The sequence below is a fragment of the Paraburkholderia phytofirmans OLGA172 genome (assembly GCF_001634365.1).
Lineage (GTDB): Bacteria > Pseudomonadota > Gammaproteobacteria > Burkholderiales > Burkholderiaceae > Paraburkholderia.
Map to the genome: position 1 here is coordinate 2,607,100 of NZ_CP014578.1, position 18,606 is coordinate 2,625,705.

The following is an 18,606-nucleotide window of genomic DNA, read 5'->3' on the forward strand; positions in this document are numbered from 1 at the left end:
ATCGGCAATCGGCAATCGGCAATCGGCGCTCAGGCGCTTAACCCAGCGCCACCAGACACTGTTCGATATCCGCGCGCAAATCGGCCTCCGCTTCCAGACCGATATAGAACCGCACCAGCGTACCGCGGTACGGCCATTGACCTTCCGTGCGCATCGAGGCGACGTCGTACGGCATTGCGAGACTGTGCGCGCCGCCCCAGCTCCAGCCGAGCGAAAACAGCTCGAGCGACTCGCAGAACGTGTCGATTTGCGCCGCGCTGTAACGTGCGTCGAACACCACGGAGAACAGTCCGCCCGCCCCCGTAAAGTCGCGTTTGAAAAACTCATGCCCCGGACAGTCGGGAAATGCCGGGTGCAAGACCGCGGCGATTTCCGGACGGGTCTTCAGCCAGGTGGCGAGGCCGAGCGCCGCGCGGTCATGCTGTTCGAAGCGCAGTTGCATGGTCGGCAGACTGCGCAGAATCAGCGAACAGTCATCCGACGACACGCCGATACCCATGCGCATGCGCGCCGCCTTCAGCTTCAGATGCAACTCGCGATCGACGGTGATCGTCGCGCCCATCAGCACGTCGCCGCCACCCGACTGGTACTTGGTCAACGCCTGCACCGAGATATCGACGCCGTGGTCGAACGGCCGGAAACCAAGCCCCGCGGACCAGGTATTGTCGATTGCCGTGACGACGTTGCGCGCGCGCGCCACCGCGGTGATGGCGGGCACGTCGGGCACTTCCATCGTGACCGAACCGGGTGCCTCGATCCAGATCAGGCGCGTATTCGGCTGGATCAGATCCGCGATCCCCGCACCGATCATCGGATCGTAGTAGCGCGCGGCAATACCGAAATCGCGTGCCAGCCAGTCGCCGTGATCGCGGTTCGGCGAGTAGACATTATCGGGAATCAGCACGTCGTCGCCGGCCTTCACGAGGCCGAAGTACACGTTGGAAATCGACGACAACCCCGAAGGCTGCAACAACGCGTGATTGCCACCTTCGATGGTGGCAAGCCGCTGCGCCAGTGCGAGCGAAGTCGGCGTGGCGTGCAGGCCATAGCGCCATTGCGCGTCGTTTTTCCAGTCGAGCGCGCGCATCGTCGCGAGATCGGGGAATACGACCGTCGAAGCGCGCGTGACCGGCATCGAGAACGACTCGAAGCCTGGTGTGAGCTGATCTTCGGCACGCACGATGCGGGTTTGCAGGCCGCGTTTGAGTTTGGATTGGGTCATGGTGTATGTAGGCTTCATTCGCCGATTTGCAGATTGCTAACTCCACCGACGGCGTGACCGCTGCTCGTCGCCGAGGCGGGCGCTGCAGCGCTGCCGGCGGACGGCTGCGGCGCGGCGGCCGCCTTACCGGCCGCCGCACTGGCACCCGCTGACGCAGCCGGCACGGCCTGCCCCGCTGCCAGTGGTTTCAGATCGAACGGCTGCGGGTCCGAATCATCGACGTTCATCCGGTCGCCCGCCACCGAACCGTCGGCGGCAAACTTGCCCACCCAGTTGCCGGTGATATGCGTGCCGTCGTTCGATTCCTCGACTTCGAGCGTATCGCCGTCGCGGTCGCCCGCGATCAGGATCACCTCGCCGGTATCGGTGTACTGATACTCGCCGTGCACGCCAGCGGAATCGTCGGCGGGGTCGCCGGTTTTCGCGCCGAGCAGCAGCACGATCTGACGCGCGCCCAGCATGCCGGCGTAGCGCGGAAACTTCGCGAATTCGGGGCTCGGCTTGAGCGGCAACTGAATCGGCGGAGGCGCCGCCAGTTGCTTCACTGCGTCGCTTTCCGCCCACCCCTGCGTGGGCAGCAGAGCCCCGGCGCCGGCACACAGCAATGCGGCCGCGCCCACTACGCCCCGAAGGAAGTCCCTCCGGGGAACTGCCCAACCGCGCTGACGCATCGCACCCTTCATCGCTTTCGATTCCTGCATCCGTTCTTTCCTTATTGCCCGATACTGCTCGATACTGGTTTGCTACCTGCTTGCTGCCTGGCTTCGTGCAGCGGGGAAAGCCGGCGTGCTGCGCTGCGTCGCGTTGCCCCGCCTCGGCCTCAGATCCGCTCGAAGATCGCCGCGATGCCCTGCCCGCCGCCGATACACATCGTCACGAGCGCATAGCGGCCGCCGACCCGCTGCAATTCATACAGCGCCTTGACGGTGATCAGTGCGCCGGTCGCGCCGATCGGGTGGCCGAGCGAAATGCCCGAGCCGTTCGGATTGACCTTGGCCGGATCGAAGCCGAGTTCCTTGCTGACCGCGCACGCCTGAGCGGCAAACGCCTCGTTCGCTTCGATCACATCCAGATCGGCGACCGTCAGGCCGGCGCGCTCGAGCGCCTTGCGCGTCGCCGGCACCGGGCCGATGCCCATGTAGGCCGGATCGACGCCGGCATGCGCGTACGAAACCAGCCGTGCCAGCGGCTTGATGCCGCGCTTTTCAGCGACGCTGCGCTCCATCAGCACGACCGCCGCGGCGGCATCGTTGATGCCCGACGCGTTGCCGGCCGTCACCGTGCCGTTTTCCTTCGCGAACACCGGCTTCAACTTGGAGAAGTCTTCCGCCGTTGCGTTCATGCGCGCGTGCTCATCCGTATCGAACACGACGTCGCACTTCTTCGACGGAATCGTGATCGGCAGGATCTGGTCCTTGAAGTAGCCATTCGTAATCGCGTTGGCCGCGCGCCGATGCGATTCGAGCGCGAGCGCATCCTGCGTTTCGCGAGATATCTCGTATTTGCGCGCGACGTTCTCCGCCGTCACGCCCATATGGATCTGCTGGAACGGGTCGTTCAGCGCGCCGACCAGCATGTCGACAAGGCGCGCATCGCCCATGCGCTGACCGAAGCGCGCAGCCGGCATGGAATACGGCGCGCGGCTCATGTTTTCCGCGCCGCCGCCGATCGCGATGTCGGCGTCGCCGAGCAGCACGCTTTGCGCGGCCGAGACGATGGCCTGCAGGCCCGAGCCGCACAGGCGGTTGACCGTCAACGCGGGCGCATGTTGCGCGACACCGCCGTTGATCGCCGCCACGCGGGCCAGATACATGTCTTTCGGTTCGGTATGCACGACGTTGCCGAACACCACGTGTCCGACCTCGTCGCCCGACACGTTCGCGCGCGCCAGCGCTTCACGCACGACACGTGCGCCAAGATCCGTCGGCGGAAAATCCTTCAGACTGCCGCCAAAAGCGCCGATTGCCGTCCGCACACCGCTTACCACCACTACGTCCCGTTGCATCGCTCGCTCCTCTCTTTCGTGTCTCAAGATGAATCTGCCTTGCCGGGCTGCGGGGCGCGCCTCGCTGCGCGTTGTGATCAGCCGCCCAGACTATGTTCGACCGTCGCCCGCGAAGGGATCGGCGCAACCGCGCCGTAACCTTGCGTGGACAGGGCCGCAGCCACGTTCGCATAACGCGCCGCTTAGTTCGGCTGATCTTTAGCCGACTGGTTGAACTCGATCATTGCCTCGCCGAGCGCGAGGATTTCCGGGCGCCGGGCTGCCGGGGGGCGGGCTGCCGGGGGGCGGCCTTCCGGGGGCCGGCGGTCCGCGGGCCGGGCTGCCGAAGGCCGGCCGTCTGGCGCGTCAGCCATGCTCACCGTCATCGCTTAGACCTCGCCCCACAGGTCGTGGCCGTCGGCGCCGGTGATCTTCACCGAGACGAAATCGCCGACCTTGTAACGCTTGGACGCCTTGGTGGCCGGTGCGATATACACGACGCCGTCGATCTCGGGCGCATCCGCCGCCGTGCGGCCGATGCCGCCGTCGGCATTGATCTCGTCGACCAGCACTTTCAGCGTCTTGCCGACCTTCTTCGCGATCCGTTTGGCCGACACTTCTTCGGCCACTTCCATGAAACGCGCGCGGCGTTCTTCGCGCACTTCGTCGGGCAATGCGCCGTCGAGTTCGTTGGCGCTCGCGCCTTCGACTGGCGAGTAAGCAAAGCAGCCGACCCGATCCAGTTCCGCCTCGCGGATGAAATCGAGCAGCGTCTGGAATTGCTCTTCAGTCTCGCCCGGGAAGCCGGCGATGAACGTGCTGCGGATCGTCAGATCGGGACATATTTCGCGCCACGCCTTCACGCGCTCCATCACTTTCTCGGCGTTGGCCGGACGCTTCATGCGCTTCAGCACTTCTGGATGCGCGTGCTGGAACGGCACATCCAGATACGGCAGCACGTGGCCCTTGAACGGACCTTCGGCCATCATCGGAATGACTTCATCGACGCTCGGATACGGATACACGTAATGCAAGCGCACCCATGCGCCGTATTGCGCCGCGAGTTCGCCGAGCGCGCCGACCAGATCGGTCATGCGCGTCTTGATCGGCTTGCCGTTCCAGAAACCGGTGCGGTATTTGACGTCGACGCCATAGGCGCTCGTGTCCTGCGAAATCACCAGCAGTTCTTTCACGCCGGACTTGAACAGGTTCTCCGCTTCGAGCATCACTTCGGCGACCGGGCGCGACACGAGGTCGCCGCGCATCGACGGGATGATGCAGAACGTGCAGCGGTGGTTGCAGCCTTCGGAAATTTTCAGGTACGCATAGTGGCGCGGCGTGAGCTTCACGCCGGCAGCCGGCACCAGATCGATGAACGGATCGTGCGGCTTCGGCAGATGATTGTGGACCGCCTGCATCACTTCGCCGAGCGCATGCGGGCCAGTCACGGCCAGCACCTTCGGATGCACTTCTTCGATCAGGTTCGAGCCGCTCGCACTCTGCTTGGCACCCAGGCAGCCCGTGACGATCACCTTGCCGTTTTCGCTGAGCGCTTCACCGATCGCGTCGAGGCTTTCCTGCACCGCTTCGTCGATGAACCCGCAAGTGTTGACGACGACGAGGTCCGCGCCGTCGTACGTGCCGGAGATCTCGTATCCCTCGGCGCGCAGCTGCGTAATGATCTGTTCGGAATCGACTAGCGCTTTAGGGCAGCCGAGGCTGACGAATCCGACCTTCGGAGTCGAAGGGGTCGGCACGGCGGAGGAAATGGTCTGCGACATAGATGGGTCCGGCGTATAGCGGTGACGATGCGACAAATGGGGACGGTGCGGCAAGGCTCATGGGTCCGTTGGCCATAAATCATAAAGCCCACAGCCCGGACAGTGTCCCGCGCACGCAACCCTTTATTGTACCGCGCCGACGACCGTGCAGCCGGTCAAGTGGCGAGGCGTTGCCGGACCGGGCAGGCCGACGGCCGCGCATTGATATGCCGGTATCAAGTCGTTGAGTGCCGGGGCGCGCTGGATCACTTCAAGAATTTCGCGCGAATCATGCAGGCGCCGGATAGCTGCATGCAGCTCGGCGGCCTGCGGCCACGTCCGCTTCAGATAGCTGAGCCACATTTTGACGCGTCCGTGCTCATGGCGCCCCGCGACACGGGCTTGCAGTTTTTTCAGGTAGCCGGCGAGCTGCCCCAGCACGGCCGGCCATTCCTCGCCGGAAGGCGTCCGGTCCATCAGCCCGCGTATGCGCAAGGCCAGGAAAGGATCCGACACGGCGCCGCGCCCGATCATCACGTCAGCGCAGCCGCTGACCGCCCTGCACCGCTCCCAGTCGTCCACCGTCCAGACTTCTCCGTTGGCAATGACCGGCACGTCCACGGCGGCGTCGATCCGCGCGATCCACTCCCAGTGGGCCGGCGGCCGGTAGCCATGGTCACGCGTTCTGGCATGCACGACGATCGAGGCCGCGCCACCTTCCGCTAGCGCCGTGGCGCAGTCGATCGCGAGCGCGGTATCGGACACGCCGAGCCGCATTTTTGCTGTTACGGCGATGTCGGCGGCCACCGCGGCGCGAACGGACGAAACGATCCGGTTCAGCTGCTCAGGGTGAGCCAGCAGCATCGCGCCGCCACCGTGCCGGTTGACGACTTTGGCGGGACAACCGAAGTTCAGATCGAGTCCATGCGGCGACAAACTAGCCGCCTGGGCCGCATTCAGCGCCATCCATTCAGGGTCGCTGCCGAGCAACTGGATCACCATCGGCGTGCCGCTGGGTGTACGGCCTCCGTGAAGGACTTCGGGCGTATCCCTCTCGTAGACTCGCTCGGGAAGCACCGAGCCCGTCACCCTGACGAATTCGGACACGCACCCGTCGAATCCGCCCGTGCTGGTCAGCACGTCGCGCAATACGTAGTCCGCAAGCCCTTCCATGGGCGCAAGAAACAGCTGGCTCATGCGAGAACGACGCCTAAGCTGCTTTTGCGAATCTTACGGTCAACCAAGGCTGACAAATCCGGCCCTCGGAATCGAAGGCGTAGGCGAGATAGGAAAACGGGTCTGCGACATAGATGGGGCGGACATACAGCGGTGGCGACAGCGGCAAATGGGGACGGTGCGGCAAGGGCTAAGAGGTGACAGGATCATGAGATCCGCGCCCCGCGACAAGCGCACGCAACCCGCGATTGAACCGTGCCCGCGACCGTCCGCTTGCGCCCGGCGCGCGGGCCACCGGGGTCGCACCCGGCACCGCCCGGCGCGACGTGCACACCCGGCCGCCGCCACGGTCCGTGAGGCGGACTCGCCAAGACGCGCTCGTCGCGTCGGCGCCGTGCTGCGGGTTACTTCTTCTCCGGTTCCGGGTTGCTTTGCGGATTAGTAGCCGGCGTGACCGGCGCGCCGGCCGCATTCACCGGGCCACCCGGCGTGAACGGGAAGGTGGCGAACATCGATTTCGCCTGGTTCTGCATCTGCTCCTGCATCTGCACGAACATGTTCTTCGACTGCTCGATATAGCTGGTCATCATGCCCTGCATCATCGGCGCCTGCATGTTCATGAACTGCGACCAGACTTCGGGGTTCATCGCCTTGCCTTCGTACAGGTTCTTCGACTGGTCGGCGAGCTTCGCCTGAATGTCGATGAAGGCCTGGATGTTCTTTTCCAGATACGTGCCCATCATGCCCTGCATCGCATGGCCGTAGAAACGGATGATCTGCGACAGCATCGACGACGAAAACATCGGCAAGCCGCCGCTTTCCTCTTCGAGAATGATCTGCAACAGGATGGCGCGCGTCAGATCCTCGTTGCTCTTCGCATCGATGACCTTGAAATCCTCCTGATCCAGCACGAGCTGCTTAACGTCCGTCAGCGTGATGTACGTGCTTGTCTCGGTATCGTAGAGTCGACGATTCGGATACTTCTTGATCAATCGTTCGGCTGTTTTCTTTGTAGTAGTAGTCATGTAACGCCTTTGAGCGCAAGTTGAGCGCGGAAACGGCGTCATACCGACTGCGCAATCGGGCAATCGCACAGTCGAGACGCCGCCGGAACCATCTGAGCAGAAGCACGCCGCCTTGTGAGCGGCGCGCCGATGACTCAGCCCATATGCAAACCGCCATTCAGCGAAAAATCCGCGCCCGTGGAGAAACCCGATTCGTCCGAGGCGAGCCATGCCACGATCGAACCGATTTCACCCGGCTGGCCGAGACGGCGCACCGGAATCGTCGCGACGATCTTTTCCAGCACATCCGGGCGGATCGACTTGACCATATCCGTACCAATGTAGCCCGGCGACACGGTGTTCACCGTCACGCCTTTGGTGGCCACTTCCTGCGCCAGCGACATCGTGAAGCCGTGAATGCCGGCCTTCGCGGTCGAGTAGTTGGTCTGGCCGAACTGGCCCTTCTGGCCATTCACCGACGAAATGTTGATGACTCGCCCGAAGCCGCGCTCGACCATGCCGTCGATCACCTGCTTGGTGACGTTGAACAGGCTGGTCAGGTTAGTGTCGATCACCGCCGTCCAGTCTTCGTGCGTCATCTTGCGGAACACGACGTCGCGCGTAATCCCGGCGTTGTTCACCAGTACATCGATCTCGCCGACTTCGGCCTTGACCTTGTCGAACGCCGCCTTGGTCGATTCCCAGTCACCGACATTGCCTTCGGACGCAATGAAATCGTAGCCGAGCGCCTTCTGCTCTTCGAGCCACTTCACGCGGCGCGGCGAGTTCGGGCCACAACCTGCAACGACCTTGAAACCCTCTTTGTGCAGCCGTTGGCAAATGCTCGTGCCGATACCGCCCATCCCGCCCGTTACGTACGCAATTCGCTGTGTCATAAACTACACTCCGTTTTTCGTTTTCGAGGCGCCGACCGGCTGCCTCTTCCCTCGCCTGGTGGATCATCTCCACTGCCGCCGGGCGACCGGCCGACGAGGCCATTGCTCGCCGCGCACCACCTGTTGCCAGGTGACGCGCGGCAACCCTGCTTTAGCGCCTGCTAAAACCTACCGAGCCCACTTGAGCCTGCTCGAGGCCCGGATTTGAGGCCCGGATTTGAGGCTCGGATTTGAGGCTCGTCAAGCGCGCTCGAGCGCCAGCGCCACGCCCATGCCGCCGCCGATACACAACGACGCCAGACCCTTCTTCGCATCGCGCTTCTGCATTTCGTGCAGCAGCGTGACGAGAATCCGGCAACCGGACGCGCCGATCGGATGGCCGATCGCAATCGCGCCGCCGTTCACGTTGATCTTCGACGCGTCCCAGCCCATCTGCTGATTCACGGCTACCGCCTGCGCAGCGAACGCTTCGTTGATTTCCATCAGGTCGAGATCGGCCGGCGTCCAGCCCGCGCGCTCGAGACAGCGGCGCGACGCAGGAACCGGGCCCATGCCCATCACCTTCGGATCCAGACCCGAGGTGGCGTAAGCCTTGATGCGCGCAAGCGGCGTGAGGCCGAGCGCTTCGGCCTTCTTCGCCGACATCACCAGCACGGCCGCCGCGCCGTCGTTCAGGCCCGACGCGTTGGCCGCCGTGACCGTGCCTTCCTTCGAGAAAGCCGGCTTCAGACCCGCCAGCGATTCAGCCGTCACGCCGTGACGCACGAACTCGTCGGTTGCGAAACGCAGCGGCTCGCCCTTGCGTTGCGGAATCTCGACCGGCACGATTTCGTCGTTGAAGCGGCCCGACTTCTGCGCGGCTTCCGCCTTGTTCTGCGACAGCGCCGCGAACGCGTCCTGCTGCTCGCGCGTAATGCCGTATTCCTTGGCGACGTTCTCCGCCGTCACGCCCATGTGGTACTGGTTGTAGACGTCCCACAGGCCGTCGACGATCATCGAGTCGATCAGCTTCGCGTCGCCCATGCGGAAACCGTCGCGCGAGCCCGGCAGCACGTGCGGCGCCGCGCTCATGTTTTCCTGACCACCGGCAATCACGATGTCGGCATCGCCCGCGATGATCGCGTTGGCCGCCAGCATCACAGCCTTCAGGCCCGAGCCGCACACCACGTTGATCGTCATGCCGGGCACGGCCGTTGGCAGCCCCGCCTTGATCAGCGACTGACGCGCCGGATTCTGGCCCGAACCTGCCGTCAGCACCTGCCCCAGGATGACTTCGCTGACCTGCTCAGGCTTCAGACCAGACCGTTCGAGCACGGCGCGAATCACCGTCGCGCCGAGTTCGGGCGCGGCGATCTTCGCCAGCGACCCACCGAATTTGCCAACTGCCGTACGGGCGGCCGATACGATCACAACATCAGTCATTTCCATGTCCTCCGGGCACCTCGGCCGAATCCGCCGCAGCCCGTCAAGTTAAAAATCTTGTTGCTCATGCGCCCTTGCCTATCCGGACGCGCATTCATACCGCCAAACGATCCGCGCCTTCAGGCGCGCTACAGCCTACTCCCGTTGCCGCACATACCGCCCAGGCGCGGGCTCGATCACCGGGAATTCCGCGGAGCCGGCTTCGGCGCGCGGCTTCACCTTCTTGCCGCCATACTGGTCGAGCCACGTGGTCCATTCGGGCCACCAGCTGCCAGGCACTTCGGCCGCCTGGTCGAGCCATTCGTCCGGACTTTCCGGCAACGTCCTGACGTCGCCTTCCAGGGTCCAGTAGTTGCGCTTTTTCTTCGCCGGCGGATTGATCACCCCTGCGATATGACCCGACGCGCCGAGCACGAACTTCAGCGGCCCGGTGAGCAGCGGCACCGACGCATAGGCGGTTTGCCACGGCACGATATGGTCTTCGCGTGAACCGTAGATGAAGGTGGGCACATCGATCTTCGAGAGGTCGATCGGCTCGCCGCAGGTGGTCAACGCACCCGGCTCGCGCAGACGATTCTCGAGATACGTGTTACGCAGATACCAGACATACATCGGGCCCGGCAGACTGGTCGAATCGCTGTTCCAGTACAGCAGATCGAACGGCACCGGCGTGCGCCCCTTGAGGTAATTGTCGACGACGTAGTTCCACACCAGATCGTTCGGCCGCAGGAACGAGAAGGTGTTGGCGAATTCGATGCCGCGCATCAAGCCGGGAACGCTGCCGTTCTTGCCGCCGATGGTCTGCTCGCGCATCTGCACATGCGCCTCGTCGACGAACACGTCGAGCACGCCCGTGTCGGAGAAGTCGAGCATTGCGGTGAGCAAGGTCATCGACGCGGCCGGATGCTGGCCGCGCGCTGCCGCCACCGCCAGCGCCGTGGCCAGCATGGTGCCGCCCACGCAGAAACCCAGCGTGTTGATCTGCTCGCGGCCGCTGATCTTGCTGACCGTGTCGATCGCCTCGAGGACGCCCTCGCCGATGTAGTCGTCCCACGTCTTGCTGGCGACCGATGCATCCGCATTACGCCACGAAATCAGGAACACCTGATGACCCGAATCGAGCCCGTGCGCGACCAGCGAGTTCTCCGGCTGCAGATCGAGAATGTAGAACTTGTTGATGCAAGGCGGCACGATCAGCAGCGGCCGCTCACGCACGGTGGCCGTGCGCGGCTTGTACTGGATCAACTGCATCAGGTCGTTCTCGAACACGACCGAGCCTTCGGTAGTCGCGAGATTTTCGCCGACCACGAAACGCGATTCGTCCGTCTGCGAAATCTTGCCGCGCTGCAGGTCGCCCAGCAGATTCATCACGCCCTGCCGCAAGCTCTCGCCCTGGCTATCCACCAAGGTCTTTTGCGCTTCCGGATTCAATGCGAAGAAGTTGCTGGGCGACGCCGCCGCGGTCCATTGCTGAACGGCGAAACGGACGCGCTCGCGCATCTTCGGTTCCGTTTCGAGCGCGTCGACCATTTCCTGCAGATAGCGCGCGTTCAACAGATACCACGCCGCGGTAAATGCGTAGGCGGGCGCCGCGCTCCACGCGTCGGAACTGAAGCGGCGGTCCTTGAGTTCGGGGGCTTTCGTCGTGGAAGTGGCCGCCTGCTGGATCAACTCCATCGCCTCGCGCGAATAATCGGCTTGCAGTTTTTGCAGACGCTCCGTTGGAATCGCGGCGCCCGGAACATTGAGTCCGGCGAATGAAGGCATTGGCGGCAGGGATCCCGCAGCCAGTTTGCTGAAGTCGGGCATGCCCGGAAACGACGGCATCTGCGGCAAGCCCATGTGCGGCATCTGTGGCATCTGCGGCATCGGGAAAGGCATGCCATTGCCGCCTGGCGACGCGCCGAGCGAACGCCACGCGTTCGTCCAGGCGTCGAGTAACTGCTGCATGCCTGCGGCCGGCGTTGCGCCGCTCGTACTAGCCTGCTGCGTGTGCTCCGTCGAGGAGTCAGTGTTGGGGGAGGTTGAAGAATGTGAAGCTGCCATACCTGCTTTTGACCGGTAAGTCCTTGCGGACGGGTTGAGAGGCAGGTTCATGCGCACGTGGGCGATTGCTCGCGACCTCGTCACGCCCTGTCCCATGTACGAGGAGCTGTGAGGAACATTCTTGCTCCCCATCGCAAGGCATGTCAATGCTTGTTCCCGATTTTGCCGCAGTGCGATAGTTTTTTAATTATCGTTTTCCCTGTGTGGTAGATCGCGCTTCTGGAACCTGAGTTGACAAGTGCCGGCGCAAGCGAAAAAACGCCCATAATGCATGGGTTTATGTACATTTTGCCGTTCGCAAACGAACATTTCCGGCGGCAGATTTATGGCTGCGTGGCGAATTCCGGCAGCGCAGCAAAAAAGCGTGCCGCGCCCCCGAAGAAACCCTCATACGCGTGCTCGCTGGGAGGCGTCGCGCCCACCGTAGCGGGCGCCGGAGCGGCCAGCCTATTCCGCGATCGTCTGCGCCTGATCGTCCAGCCAGATCAGCGCGGCCATGCGCCCAGTCTCGCGATCGCGGCGATAGGAATAGAAACGCTCATGTTGCGTGACCGTGCACAGATCGCCGCCGACAATGCGCGTGACGCCGAGCCGCTGCAAGCGCAAACGCGCCAGCGCCGCGAGATCGGCAAGATATTTGCCGGGGTTTTGCGGATGCGTAACGAATGCATCCGCGGTGGCCTCGCGTTGCGCGCCGTCCACGCCATTCATGAAGGCGTCACGCACATCTGCACCCACCTCGAAGGCGCCCGGCCCGATCGCCGGGCCGAGATAGGCGTGCAACGATGCGGCCTCCACGCCGGCGAGACCGGCGACGCGCTCTGCGGTTTGTTCGACGATGCCCGCTGCCAGGCCACGCCAGCCGGCATGGGCCGCACCGACCGCACGCCCTGCTTCGTCGCATAACAGCACCGGCATGCAATCGGCGACCATCACGACACACACCGTGCCGGCCCGATCGGTGACACTGGCGTCCGCTCGTGTCGGCGCGCCGCTGGCGTGAGCCTGAGCAAGCGCATCTTCAGCCCGCACGATGCCGGCGCCGTGAATCTGTTCGAGCCACGCGGCCTCGCCTACGCCTGCCAGACTCAGCAGCCGCGCGCGATTGGTTGCGACCGCGGCGGGATCGTCGCCCGCTTTCATCCCCAGATTCAGGCCGCCGGGCTGGTCCACGCCATCCTGCCAGCGGCCGAACGGCGGCTCGCTCACGCCGCCGTTGCGCGTGGTGACGAGCGCACGCACCCGGGGCGACACGTTCCATGCCGGTTGCACGACATCGGCAAAGCTCAGCGCGGGCAAGCTCATGCGTGACCGTCCTCGTTGGGTTCGTCGTGCTCGGCGCGATTGTCGTCTTCGTCGCCTTCGTCGTAATCGCCGCCACCGTGTGCTTCGTCTTCGTCGGCGTAGTCGTCCAGCGAAGCGTCGCCCGGCGAGGCGTCGCCCGGCGAGGCGTCGTAATCGTCTTCCTCGTAGTATGTCTCGTCGAACTCGCCCGCGTCGTCACGCCCGAGGCCGAGCGCCGCCGACAGCACCTGCATGTCTTCCGGTGCATCGGCACGCCATTGCATGGTGCGGCCGGTTTGCGGGTGGATCAGGCCGAGGCGCCACGCATGCAGCGCCTGGCGTGCGAAACCGTCTGGCAACGGCGTCACCGAGCGCTTGCCGCGCGCGCGCCCATAAACCGGATCGCCGAGCAGCGGATGGCCGATGTGCGCGCAATGCACGCGAATCTGATGGGTGCGGCCGGTTTCCAGATCGCAATGAATCGCGGTGACCGGCTGACGCTGCCAGATCGCGGTGTCCACGCGCCGGAAATGCGTGCGTGCCGCTTTGCCCGATGCGCTCGTCACCACCGCCATGCGCGTGCGTTCGCGCGGATCGCGGCCGATCGGCGCGTCGATGGTGCCCTCTTCGGGCATGTTGCCCCACACCAGCGCGAGATAGCGGCGCTTCACCGTGCGTGCCTGGAGCTGGCGCACCAGATCGGTCTGCGCCTCGAGCGTGCGCGCCACCACCATCAGACCGGACGTTTCCTTATCGAGCCGATGGACGATACCCGCACGCGGCAGGCCGGCCGCAGCGTCGCCATAGCGGTACAGCAGACCGTTCAGAACGGTGCCGCTCCAGTTGCCGGCGGCCGGATGCACGACCATGCCAGCCGGCTTGTTGATGACCACGAGCGTGTCGTCCTCGTAGACAATCTCGAGCGGCACCGGCTCGGGTGTGAACGCGAGCTGCTCCGGCAGCAGATCGGGCACGAGCTCGATGGTCGCGCCAAGCGGCACCGGCTGGCGGATCTTCGCCGGCTTGCCGTCGATGCGCACCCGCTCCGACTCGATCCAGCTTTGCAGCCGGTTACGTGAAAACTCCGGAAAGACCCGGGCGAGCACCTTGTCGAGCCGTTCGCCGGCCAGTTCGTCGGGCACGGCGACGCTGCGCGGCGACTCGTCCGCCACGCGGCTCGCCACCGTCGGCACCCTGCTTTGCGGGCCGGCGGCGGCGAGCGCGTCGCTGCCGAGATCGTCGTCGAGTGAATCGACGCCCAACGCGTCGGAGGGGTCAGCGCTTACGCTATAATCTTTGTTGCTATTCCCGGCACCGGTTGCGGCGCCTGGAGTATTTGAGCGGGTCATTGAGTCTGGGTCACCTGGACGTAAAGCTAGACTGGAAAATGCGAGCCTTGAACACCATCACTAAAACGGCGCTCAATTTGGCGGCCATCAAGAAGGCGGCCCGGAAAGTGGCCGGATACATTGCGTGCGCCGCAGCCGTCGCCATTATTGCGGCTTGTCACGGCCTGCCGGAAAAAACCGACGAGACGGCTACGTGGAACAACAACAAATTATATACGGAGGCGAACGACGCTCTGACCGGTGGTGATTTCGGCAAGTGCGCCAAGTATTTCGAGATGCTCGAAGGCCGCGATCCGTTCGGCCACTTTGCCCAGCAAGCGCAGATCAACGTCGCGTATTGCAACTGGAAAGATAACGAAAACGCCGCCGCCGACCAGGCGATCGACCGCTTCATCCAGTTGCACCCGGATCACCCGGACATCGCCTACGCCTACTACCTGAAAGGCATGATCCACTTCAACGACGACCTCGGTCTGTTCGGCCGCTTCTCCGGCCAGGACATGAGCGAGCGCGATCCGAAGTCGCTGCGCGAGTCGTATGACGCGTTCAAGGTCGTGGTCGACAAGTACCCGAACAGCAAGTATGCGCCGGACGCCGCGCAACGCATGCGCTATATCGTGAACGCGCTGGCGTCGCACGAAGTCCACGCGGCGGATTATTACTACCGCCGTGGCGCCTACGTCGCCGCGATCAACCGCGCGCAACTGGCGTTGAGGGAATACAAAAACGCGCCGGCTATCGAAGACGCACTGCACATCATGATGCTCTCGTACGAGAAGCTGAATCAGCCGCAACTGGCCGACGACACGAAGCGCATTCTGGCAGGCACCTTCCCCGACAGCCCGTACATCACGGGCCATGCAAGGCCGGGTAAGGAAAAGTCGTGGTGGCAGTTCTAAGCCGCACCACGCACTGAGAATCCGCTGCAAACAAAAACGCCACGACTTCGGTCGTGGCGTTTTTGTTTGGACAGCATCGCCAGCTATGCATCACAAGCGGATATCAGGCAGGTGCGCTCAGTCCCGCTCGAACATCGCAATCGACTCCACATGCGACGTATGCGGGAACATGTTCACCACGCCCGCGCCTACCAGCCGATAGCCGGCCTCATGCACCAGCAGACCTGAATCGCGTGCGAGCGTCGCCGGGTTGCACGACACGTAGACGATCCGCTTGGGCAGCGGCCCATTGCCGCTCTGCGCGATCTCCGCGAGTGCCTTGGCGACGGCCAGCGCGCCTTCGCGCGGCGGGTCGATGAGGAACTTGTCGAAATGGCCGAGCGCGCGCATGTCGTCGGCGGTGACTTCGAACAGGTTGCGGCAAGCAAACGACGTATGGCCCGCTACGCCGTTCAGCTCGGCATTGGCAAGCGCACGCGAAGTCAGCACGTCACTACCTTCGATGCCCACCACTTCCTTCGAAATCCGCGCGAGCGGCAGCGTGAAGTTGCCGATTCCGCAGAACAGATCGAGCACGCGGTCGGTGCTGGCCGGGGCGAGCAGACGCAGCGCGCGGCTCACCAGCACGCGATTGATGGCGTGATTCACCTGGGTGAAATCGGTCGGCTTGAACGGCATCCGGATGTTGAATTCCGGCAGCGTGTAGTCGAGTTGCATGTCGAGCGGATAGAACGGCGTGACCGTGTCAGGACCGCCCGGCTGCAACCACCACTGGATCTTGTGTTCGTCCGCGAAATCGCGCAGCACCTGCTCGTCGGCGGCGGTGATCGGCGCGAGATTGCGCAGCACCAGCGCGGTGACCGAGGAGCCGACCGCGAGCTCGATTTGCGGCATACGATCGTAAATCGACAGCTTGCGGACCATGAAACGCAGCGGCATCAGCATCGCCGAAATGTGCGGCGGCAGCACCTCGCAGGTCTTCATATCGGCGATGTAGCTGCTCTTCTTCTCGTGGAAGCCGATCCGCATGCCGCCCTTTTCCGGCAGATAACGCACAGCCAGACGCGCGCGGTAGCGGTAACCCCAGGCCGGCCCGTGAATGGGCCGGAACACCGTCTCCGGGCGCAGCTTCGCCAGATGCTGGAAATTGTCTTCGAGCACGCGCTGCTTGACGGCGATCTGGGCGCGGATGTCGAGATGCTGCATCGAACAACCGCCGCAGATATCGAAGTAGGTGCATTTCGGTTTGGTGCGAAGCACGCTTTCGCGGAACACCTGGACAACCTCGGCCTGCTCGAATTTCGGCTTGCTACGATGCGTCGAGTAGCTGACACGTTCGCCGGGCAACGCACCTTCGACAAAAATCACCTTGCCGGGCGTGCCGTCTTCGCTCTCGATGCGGCCCACGCCGCGCGCTTCCATATCGAGCGAAACGATTTCGATGATCGGCTCATTGCCGGTAATGACGTGCGCTTTGACCGGAGCGGGCGCCTTCTGGTGCTTGGGCGAGCGACGGTGGGGGGCAGTTCGGGACACCTGCGACTTCCTGACAAACTTGGGGAAAGGCGAGATTGTAGACGAAGCGCCGCTGTCGCCAACGATTTGGCGCAGCTGCGGCGGCTAGCGCCTGCCTACCCGCGCCGTAGCCGATTCGCGTGCGGCGAACCGCTTCGCTATCACAATACTGCGACCTATTGATCGAATGCGGCCAGATACTCCGCCCATTGCGGCGCCGTTTCCAGCGCTAACGCATTCTTGACCAGGTTGATCTCGTCAGCATACTCCTCGGCCGAAAACGCGCCGCGGATCAGCTGGAAGCGGCAATACAGCAGGTACGTATTGACGACGTCGGTCTCGCAATAATTGCGGATTTCCTCGATGCGCCCTTGCTGGTACGCGTGCCACACCTGGCTGCCGTCCATCCCCATCTTGCCGGGGAAGCCGCACATCTTGGCGAGCGCGTCGAGGGGCGCGTTGGCGCGCGCCTGATACATCGCCAGCACGTCCATCAGATCGGTGTGACGCGCGTGATAGCGGCTGATGTAGTTGTTCCACTTGAACTCGCGGTCGTCCTCGCCGAGGTCCCAGAAACGGGAGGCCGGAATGCCGTTGACCAGCGCGCGGTAGTTCAGCACCGGCAGGTCGAACCCGCCGCCGTTCCACGACACGAGCTGCGGCGTGTACTTTTCGATCACGCGATAAAACGACTGCACGAGCGCCGCCTCGCCGTCTTCCAGCGTGCCGAGCGAGCGCACGCGGAAGCCGTTGTGGTCGCGGAACACACAGGAAATCGCCGCGATCCGTTGCAGGTGGTGCGGCAGGAAATCGCTGCCGGTCTTTTCGCGGCGCGCCGCAAAAGCGTGCTCGGCGACTTCGGCGTCGCTCAGCGTGGCAGGCAGATCTTCGAGGCGGCGAATGCCGGCGACATCGGGAATCGTCTCGATGTCGAAAACAAGAATCGGTGTCATCAGGTTATAGAACGGCGTCCTTCCGAACACCGTTGGAGGCAAAGAAGCGCTTTAGCCGCACCAGCGCTTCCTGTTGGATCTGGCGTACACGCTCGCGCGTGAGGCCCATTTCGTCGGCCAGCTCTTCAAGCGTGGCGGGCTCGATGTGGTTCAGCCCGAAGCGGCGCTCGATCACATGACGATGTTTGTCCGACAGGCGCGCGAGCCATGCGCGTGTAAGCGTTTCCAGCTCGCGATGCTGCACTTCGGCGTCCGGCGACTGGCTTTGGTCGTCGGACAGCAGATCGAGCAGGCTGCTCGCCGGGTCGAGATCGAGCGGCGCATCGAGCGATGCGGTGTGTTCGTTCAGCGCGAGAATGTCGGTGACTTCGTCGGTGGTCTTGCCGGTCAGATAGGCGATGTCGTCGATGCTGGCGTCGCGGCGCTCGGCTGCTTCGCCGGAATTCATCGAATTCTTTTCCAGATGGCGCTTTGCGCGCAGCACCTGATTGAGCTCACGGATCACGTGCACCGGCAAACGCACCGTGCGCGCCTGGTTCATGATCGCGCGCTCGATGCTCTGGCGAATCCACCAGGTGGCATACGTGGAGAAACGGAAGCCACGCGTGGGATCGAATTTCTCGATGGCGTGCATCAGGCCGAGGTTGCCCTCTTCGATCAGATCGAGCAGCGGCACGCCGCGGTTCAGGTACCCCTTCGCGATGCTGACGACGAGCCGCAGATTACGTTCGATCATCACTTGCCGCGCTTCGAACTCGCCCGCCTTCGCCAGGCGCGAATACTTCTGCTCTTCCTCGACGGTCAGAAGCGGCTTGACGCTGATGCGGTTCAGGTAATGCTGAATCGTGTCGGCCGTCAGCTCGGCTTGCAGCAACGCGCGGAAATCGTCTACGTCGGGCGGCGCTTCGCTCGCGCCTTCGCGGGCCTCGCCAGCTTCTTCCATGCTGCCCTGGCGTTCGTCGAGATCGCGCTCCTCGACGATCTCGTCTTCCGCTTCCGAAGCGCCGCCCTCCTCCACCGAAGCGGACGTGACGCGGCTAATCGTCTCAGACTCGGCTTGCGGCAGGCGGCGCTTCGATTTCGGCATGGTCGTATC

15 protein-coding genes and 1 pseudogene are annotated in these 18,606 nt (G+C 63.7%); 1 reads left to right on the plus strand and 15 read right to left on the minus strand.

What is annotated here, in order from left to right; all coding sequences use genetic code 11:
• Positions 1–37: 37 nt before the first annotated feature.
• From AYM40_RS11305 to AYM40_RS11355, 12 genes and pseudogenes are all read right to left on the minus strand, one after another.
• The gene (locus AYM40_RS11305) at positions 38–1,222 is read right to left on the minus strand and encodes a cystathionine beta-lyase (protein ID WP_063496307.1); all 1,185 of its coding nucleotides are present in this window, start codon (positions 1,220–1,222) and stop codon (positions 38–40) included.
• A gap of 14 nt (positions 1,223–1,236) precedes the next feature.
• Complete coding sequence (locus AYM40_RS11310) at positions 1,237–1,923, minus strand: hypothetical protein (RefSeq protein ID WP_063496308.1); 687 nt, start codon at positions 1,921–1,923, stop codon at positions 1,237–1,239.
• 119 nt (positions 1,924–2,042) lie between these two features.
• Positions 2,043–3,227, minus strand: a complete 1,185-nt coding sequence (bktB, locus tag AYM40_RS11315; protein WP_063496309.1) for a beta-ketothiolase BktB — start codon at positions 3,225–3,227, stop codon at positions 2,043–2,045.
• 77 nt (positions 3,228–3,304) lie between these two features.
• Positions 3,305–3,409: pseudogene (locus tag AYM40_RS42395) on the minus strand (sugar kinase); the annotation flags it as partial.
• A 186-nt stretch (positions 3,410–3,595) separates the two neighbouring features.
• Positions 3,596–4,987, minus strand: a complete 1,392-nt coding sequence (gene rimO, locus AYM40_RS11320) for a 30S ribosomal protein S12 methylthiotransferase RimO (protein ID WP_063496310.1) — start codon at positions 4,985–4,987, stop codon at positions 3,596–3,598.
• Between the two features lie 123 nt (positions 4,988–5,110).
• Positions 5,111–6,163, minus strand: a complete 1,053-nt coding sequence (locus tag AYM40_RS11325; protein WP_082855056.1) for a tRNA dihydrouridine synthase — start codon at positions 6,161–6,163, stop codon at positions 5,111–5,113.
• A gap of 383 nt (positions 6,164–6,546) precedes the next feature.
• Positions 6,547–7,167, minus strand: a complete 621-nt coding sequence (phaR, locus tag AYM40_RS11330) for a polyhydroxyalkanoate synthesis repressor PhaR (RefSeq protein ID WP_063496311.1) — start codon at positions 7,165–7,167, stop codon at positions 6,547–6,549.
• Between the two features lie 134 nt (positions 7,168–7,301).
• Entirely contained in the window at positions 7,302–8,042 is a 741-nt protein-coding gene (locus AYM40_RS11335; RefSeq protein WP_063496312.1) for a 3-ketoacyl-ACP reductase, read from the minus strand.
• A 240-nt stretch (positions 8,043–8,282) separates the two neighbouring features.
• The gene (locus AYM40_RS11340; protein WP_063497962.1) at positions 8,283–9,464 is read right to left on the minus strand and encodes an acetyl-CoA C-acetyltransferase; all 1,182 of its coding nucleotides are present in this window, start codon (positions 9,462–9,464) and stop codon (positions 8,283–8,285) included.
• A 135-nt stretch (positions 9,465–9,599) separates the two neighbouring features.
• Positions 9,600–11,414, minus strand: a complete 1,815-nt coding sequence (phaC, locus tag AYM40_RS11345) for a class I poly(R)-hydroxyalkanoic acid synthase (RefSeq protein ID WP_063496313.1) — start codon at positions 11,412–11,414, stop codon at positions 9,600–9,602.
• A 543-nt stretch (positions 11,415–11,957) separates the two neighbouring features.
• Positions 11,958–12,815: a peptidoglycan editing factor PgeF gene (gene pgeF / locus AYM40_RS11350; RefSeq protein ID WP_063496314.1), complete on the minus strand. Its 858-nt coding sequence runs from the start codon at positions 12,813–12,815 to the stop codon at positions 11,958–11,960.
• Positions 12,812–14,143: an RluA family pseudouridine synthase gene (locus AYM40_RS11355; RefSeq protein WP_063496315.1), complete on the minus strand. Its 1,332-nt coding sequence runs from the start codon at positions 14,141–14,143 to the stop codon at positions 12,812–12,814. The genes pgeF and AYM40_RS11355 overlap by 4 nt, the downstream gene beginning before the upstream one ends.
• Before the next feature lie 38 nt (positions 14,144–14,181).
• Here AYM40_RS11355 and AYM40_RS11360 point away from each other — a divergent pair, with 38 nt between their 5' ends.
• Positions 14,182–15,042, plus strand: a complete 861-nt coding sequence (locus tag AYM40_RS11360; RefSeq protein WP_063496316.1) for an outer membrane protein assembly factor BamD — start codon at positions 14,182–14,184, stop codon at positions 15,040–15,042.
• 117 nt (positions 15,043–15,159) lie between these two features.
• On the opposite strand, the gene rlmD is transcribed toward AYM40_RS11360, so the two are convergent.
• The 3 genes from rlmD to rpoS form a co-directional block, all read right to left on the minus strand.
• The gene (gene rlmD, locus AYM40_RS11365; RefSeq protein WP_063496317.1) at positions 15,160–16,578 is read right to left on the minus strand and encodes a 23S rRNA (uracil(1939)-C(5))-methyltransferase RlmD; all 1,419 of its coding nucleotides are present in this window, start codon (positions 16,576–16,578) and stop codon (positions 15,160–15,162) included.
• A gap of 155 nt (positions 16,579–16,733) precedes the next feature.
• Complete coding sequence (locus AYM40_RS11370; RefSeq protein ID WP_063496318.1) at positions 16,734–17,510, minus strand: 3'-5' exonuclease; 777 nt, start codon at positions 17,508–17,510, stop codon at positions 16,734–16,736.
• A 4-nt stretch (positions 17,511–17,514) separates the two neighbouring features.
• Positions 17,515–18,597: an RNA polymerase sigma factor RpoS gene (gene rpoS, locus AYM40_RS11375; protein WP_063496319.1), complete on the minus strand. Its 1,083-nt coding sequence runs from the start codon at positions 18,595–18,597 to the stop codon at positions 17,515–17,517.
• Positions 18,598–18,606 lie beyond the last annotated feature (9 nt).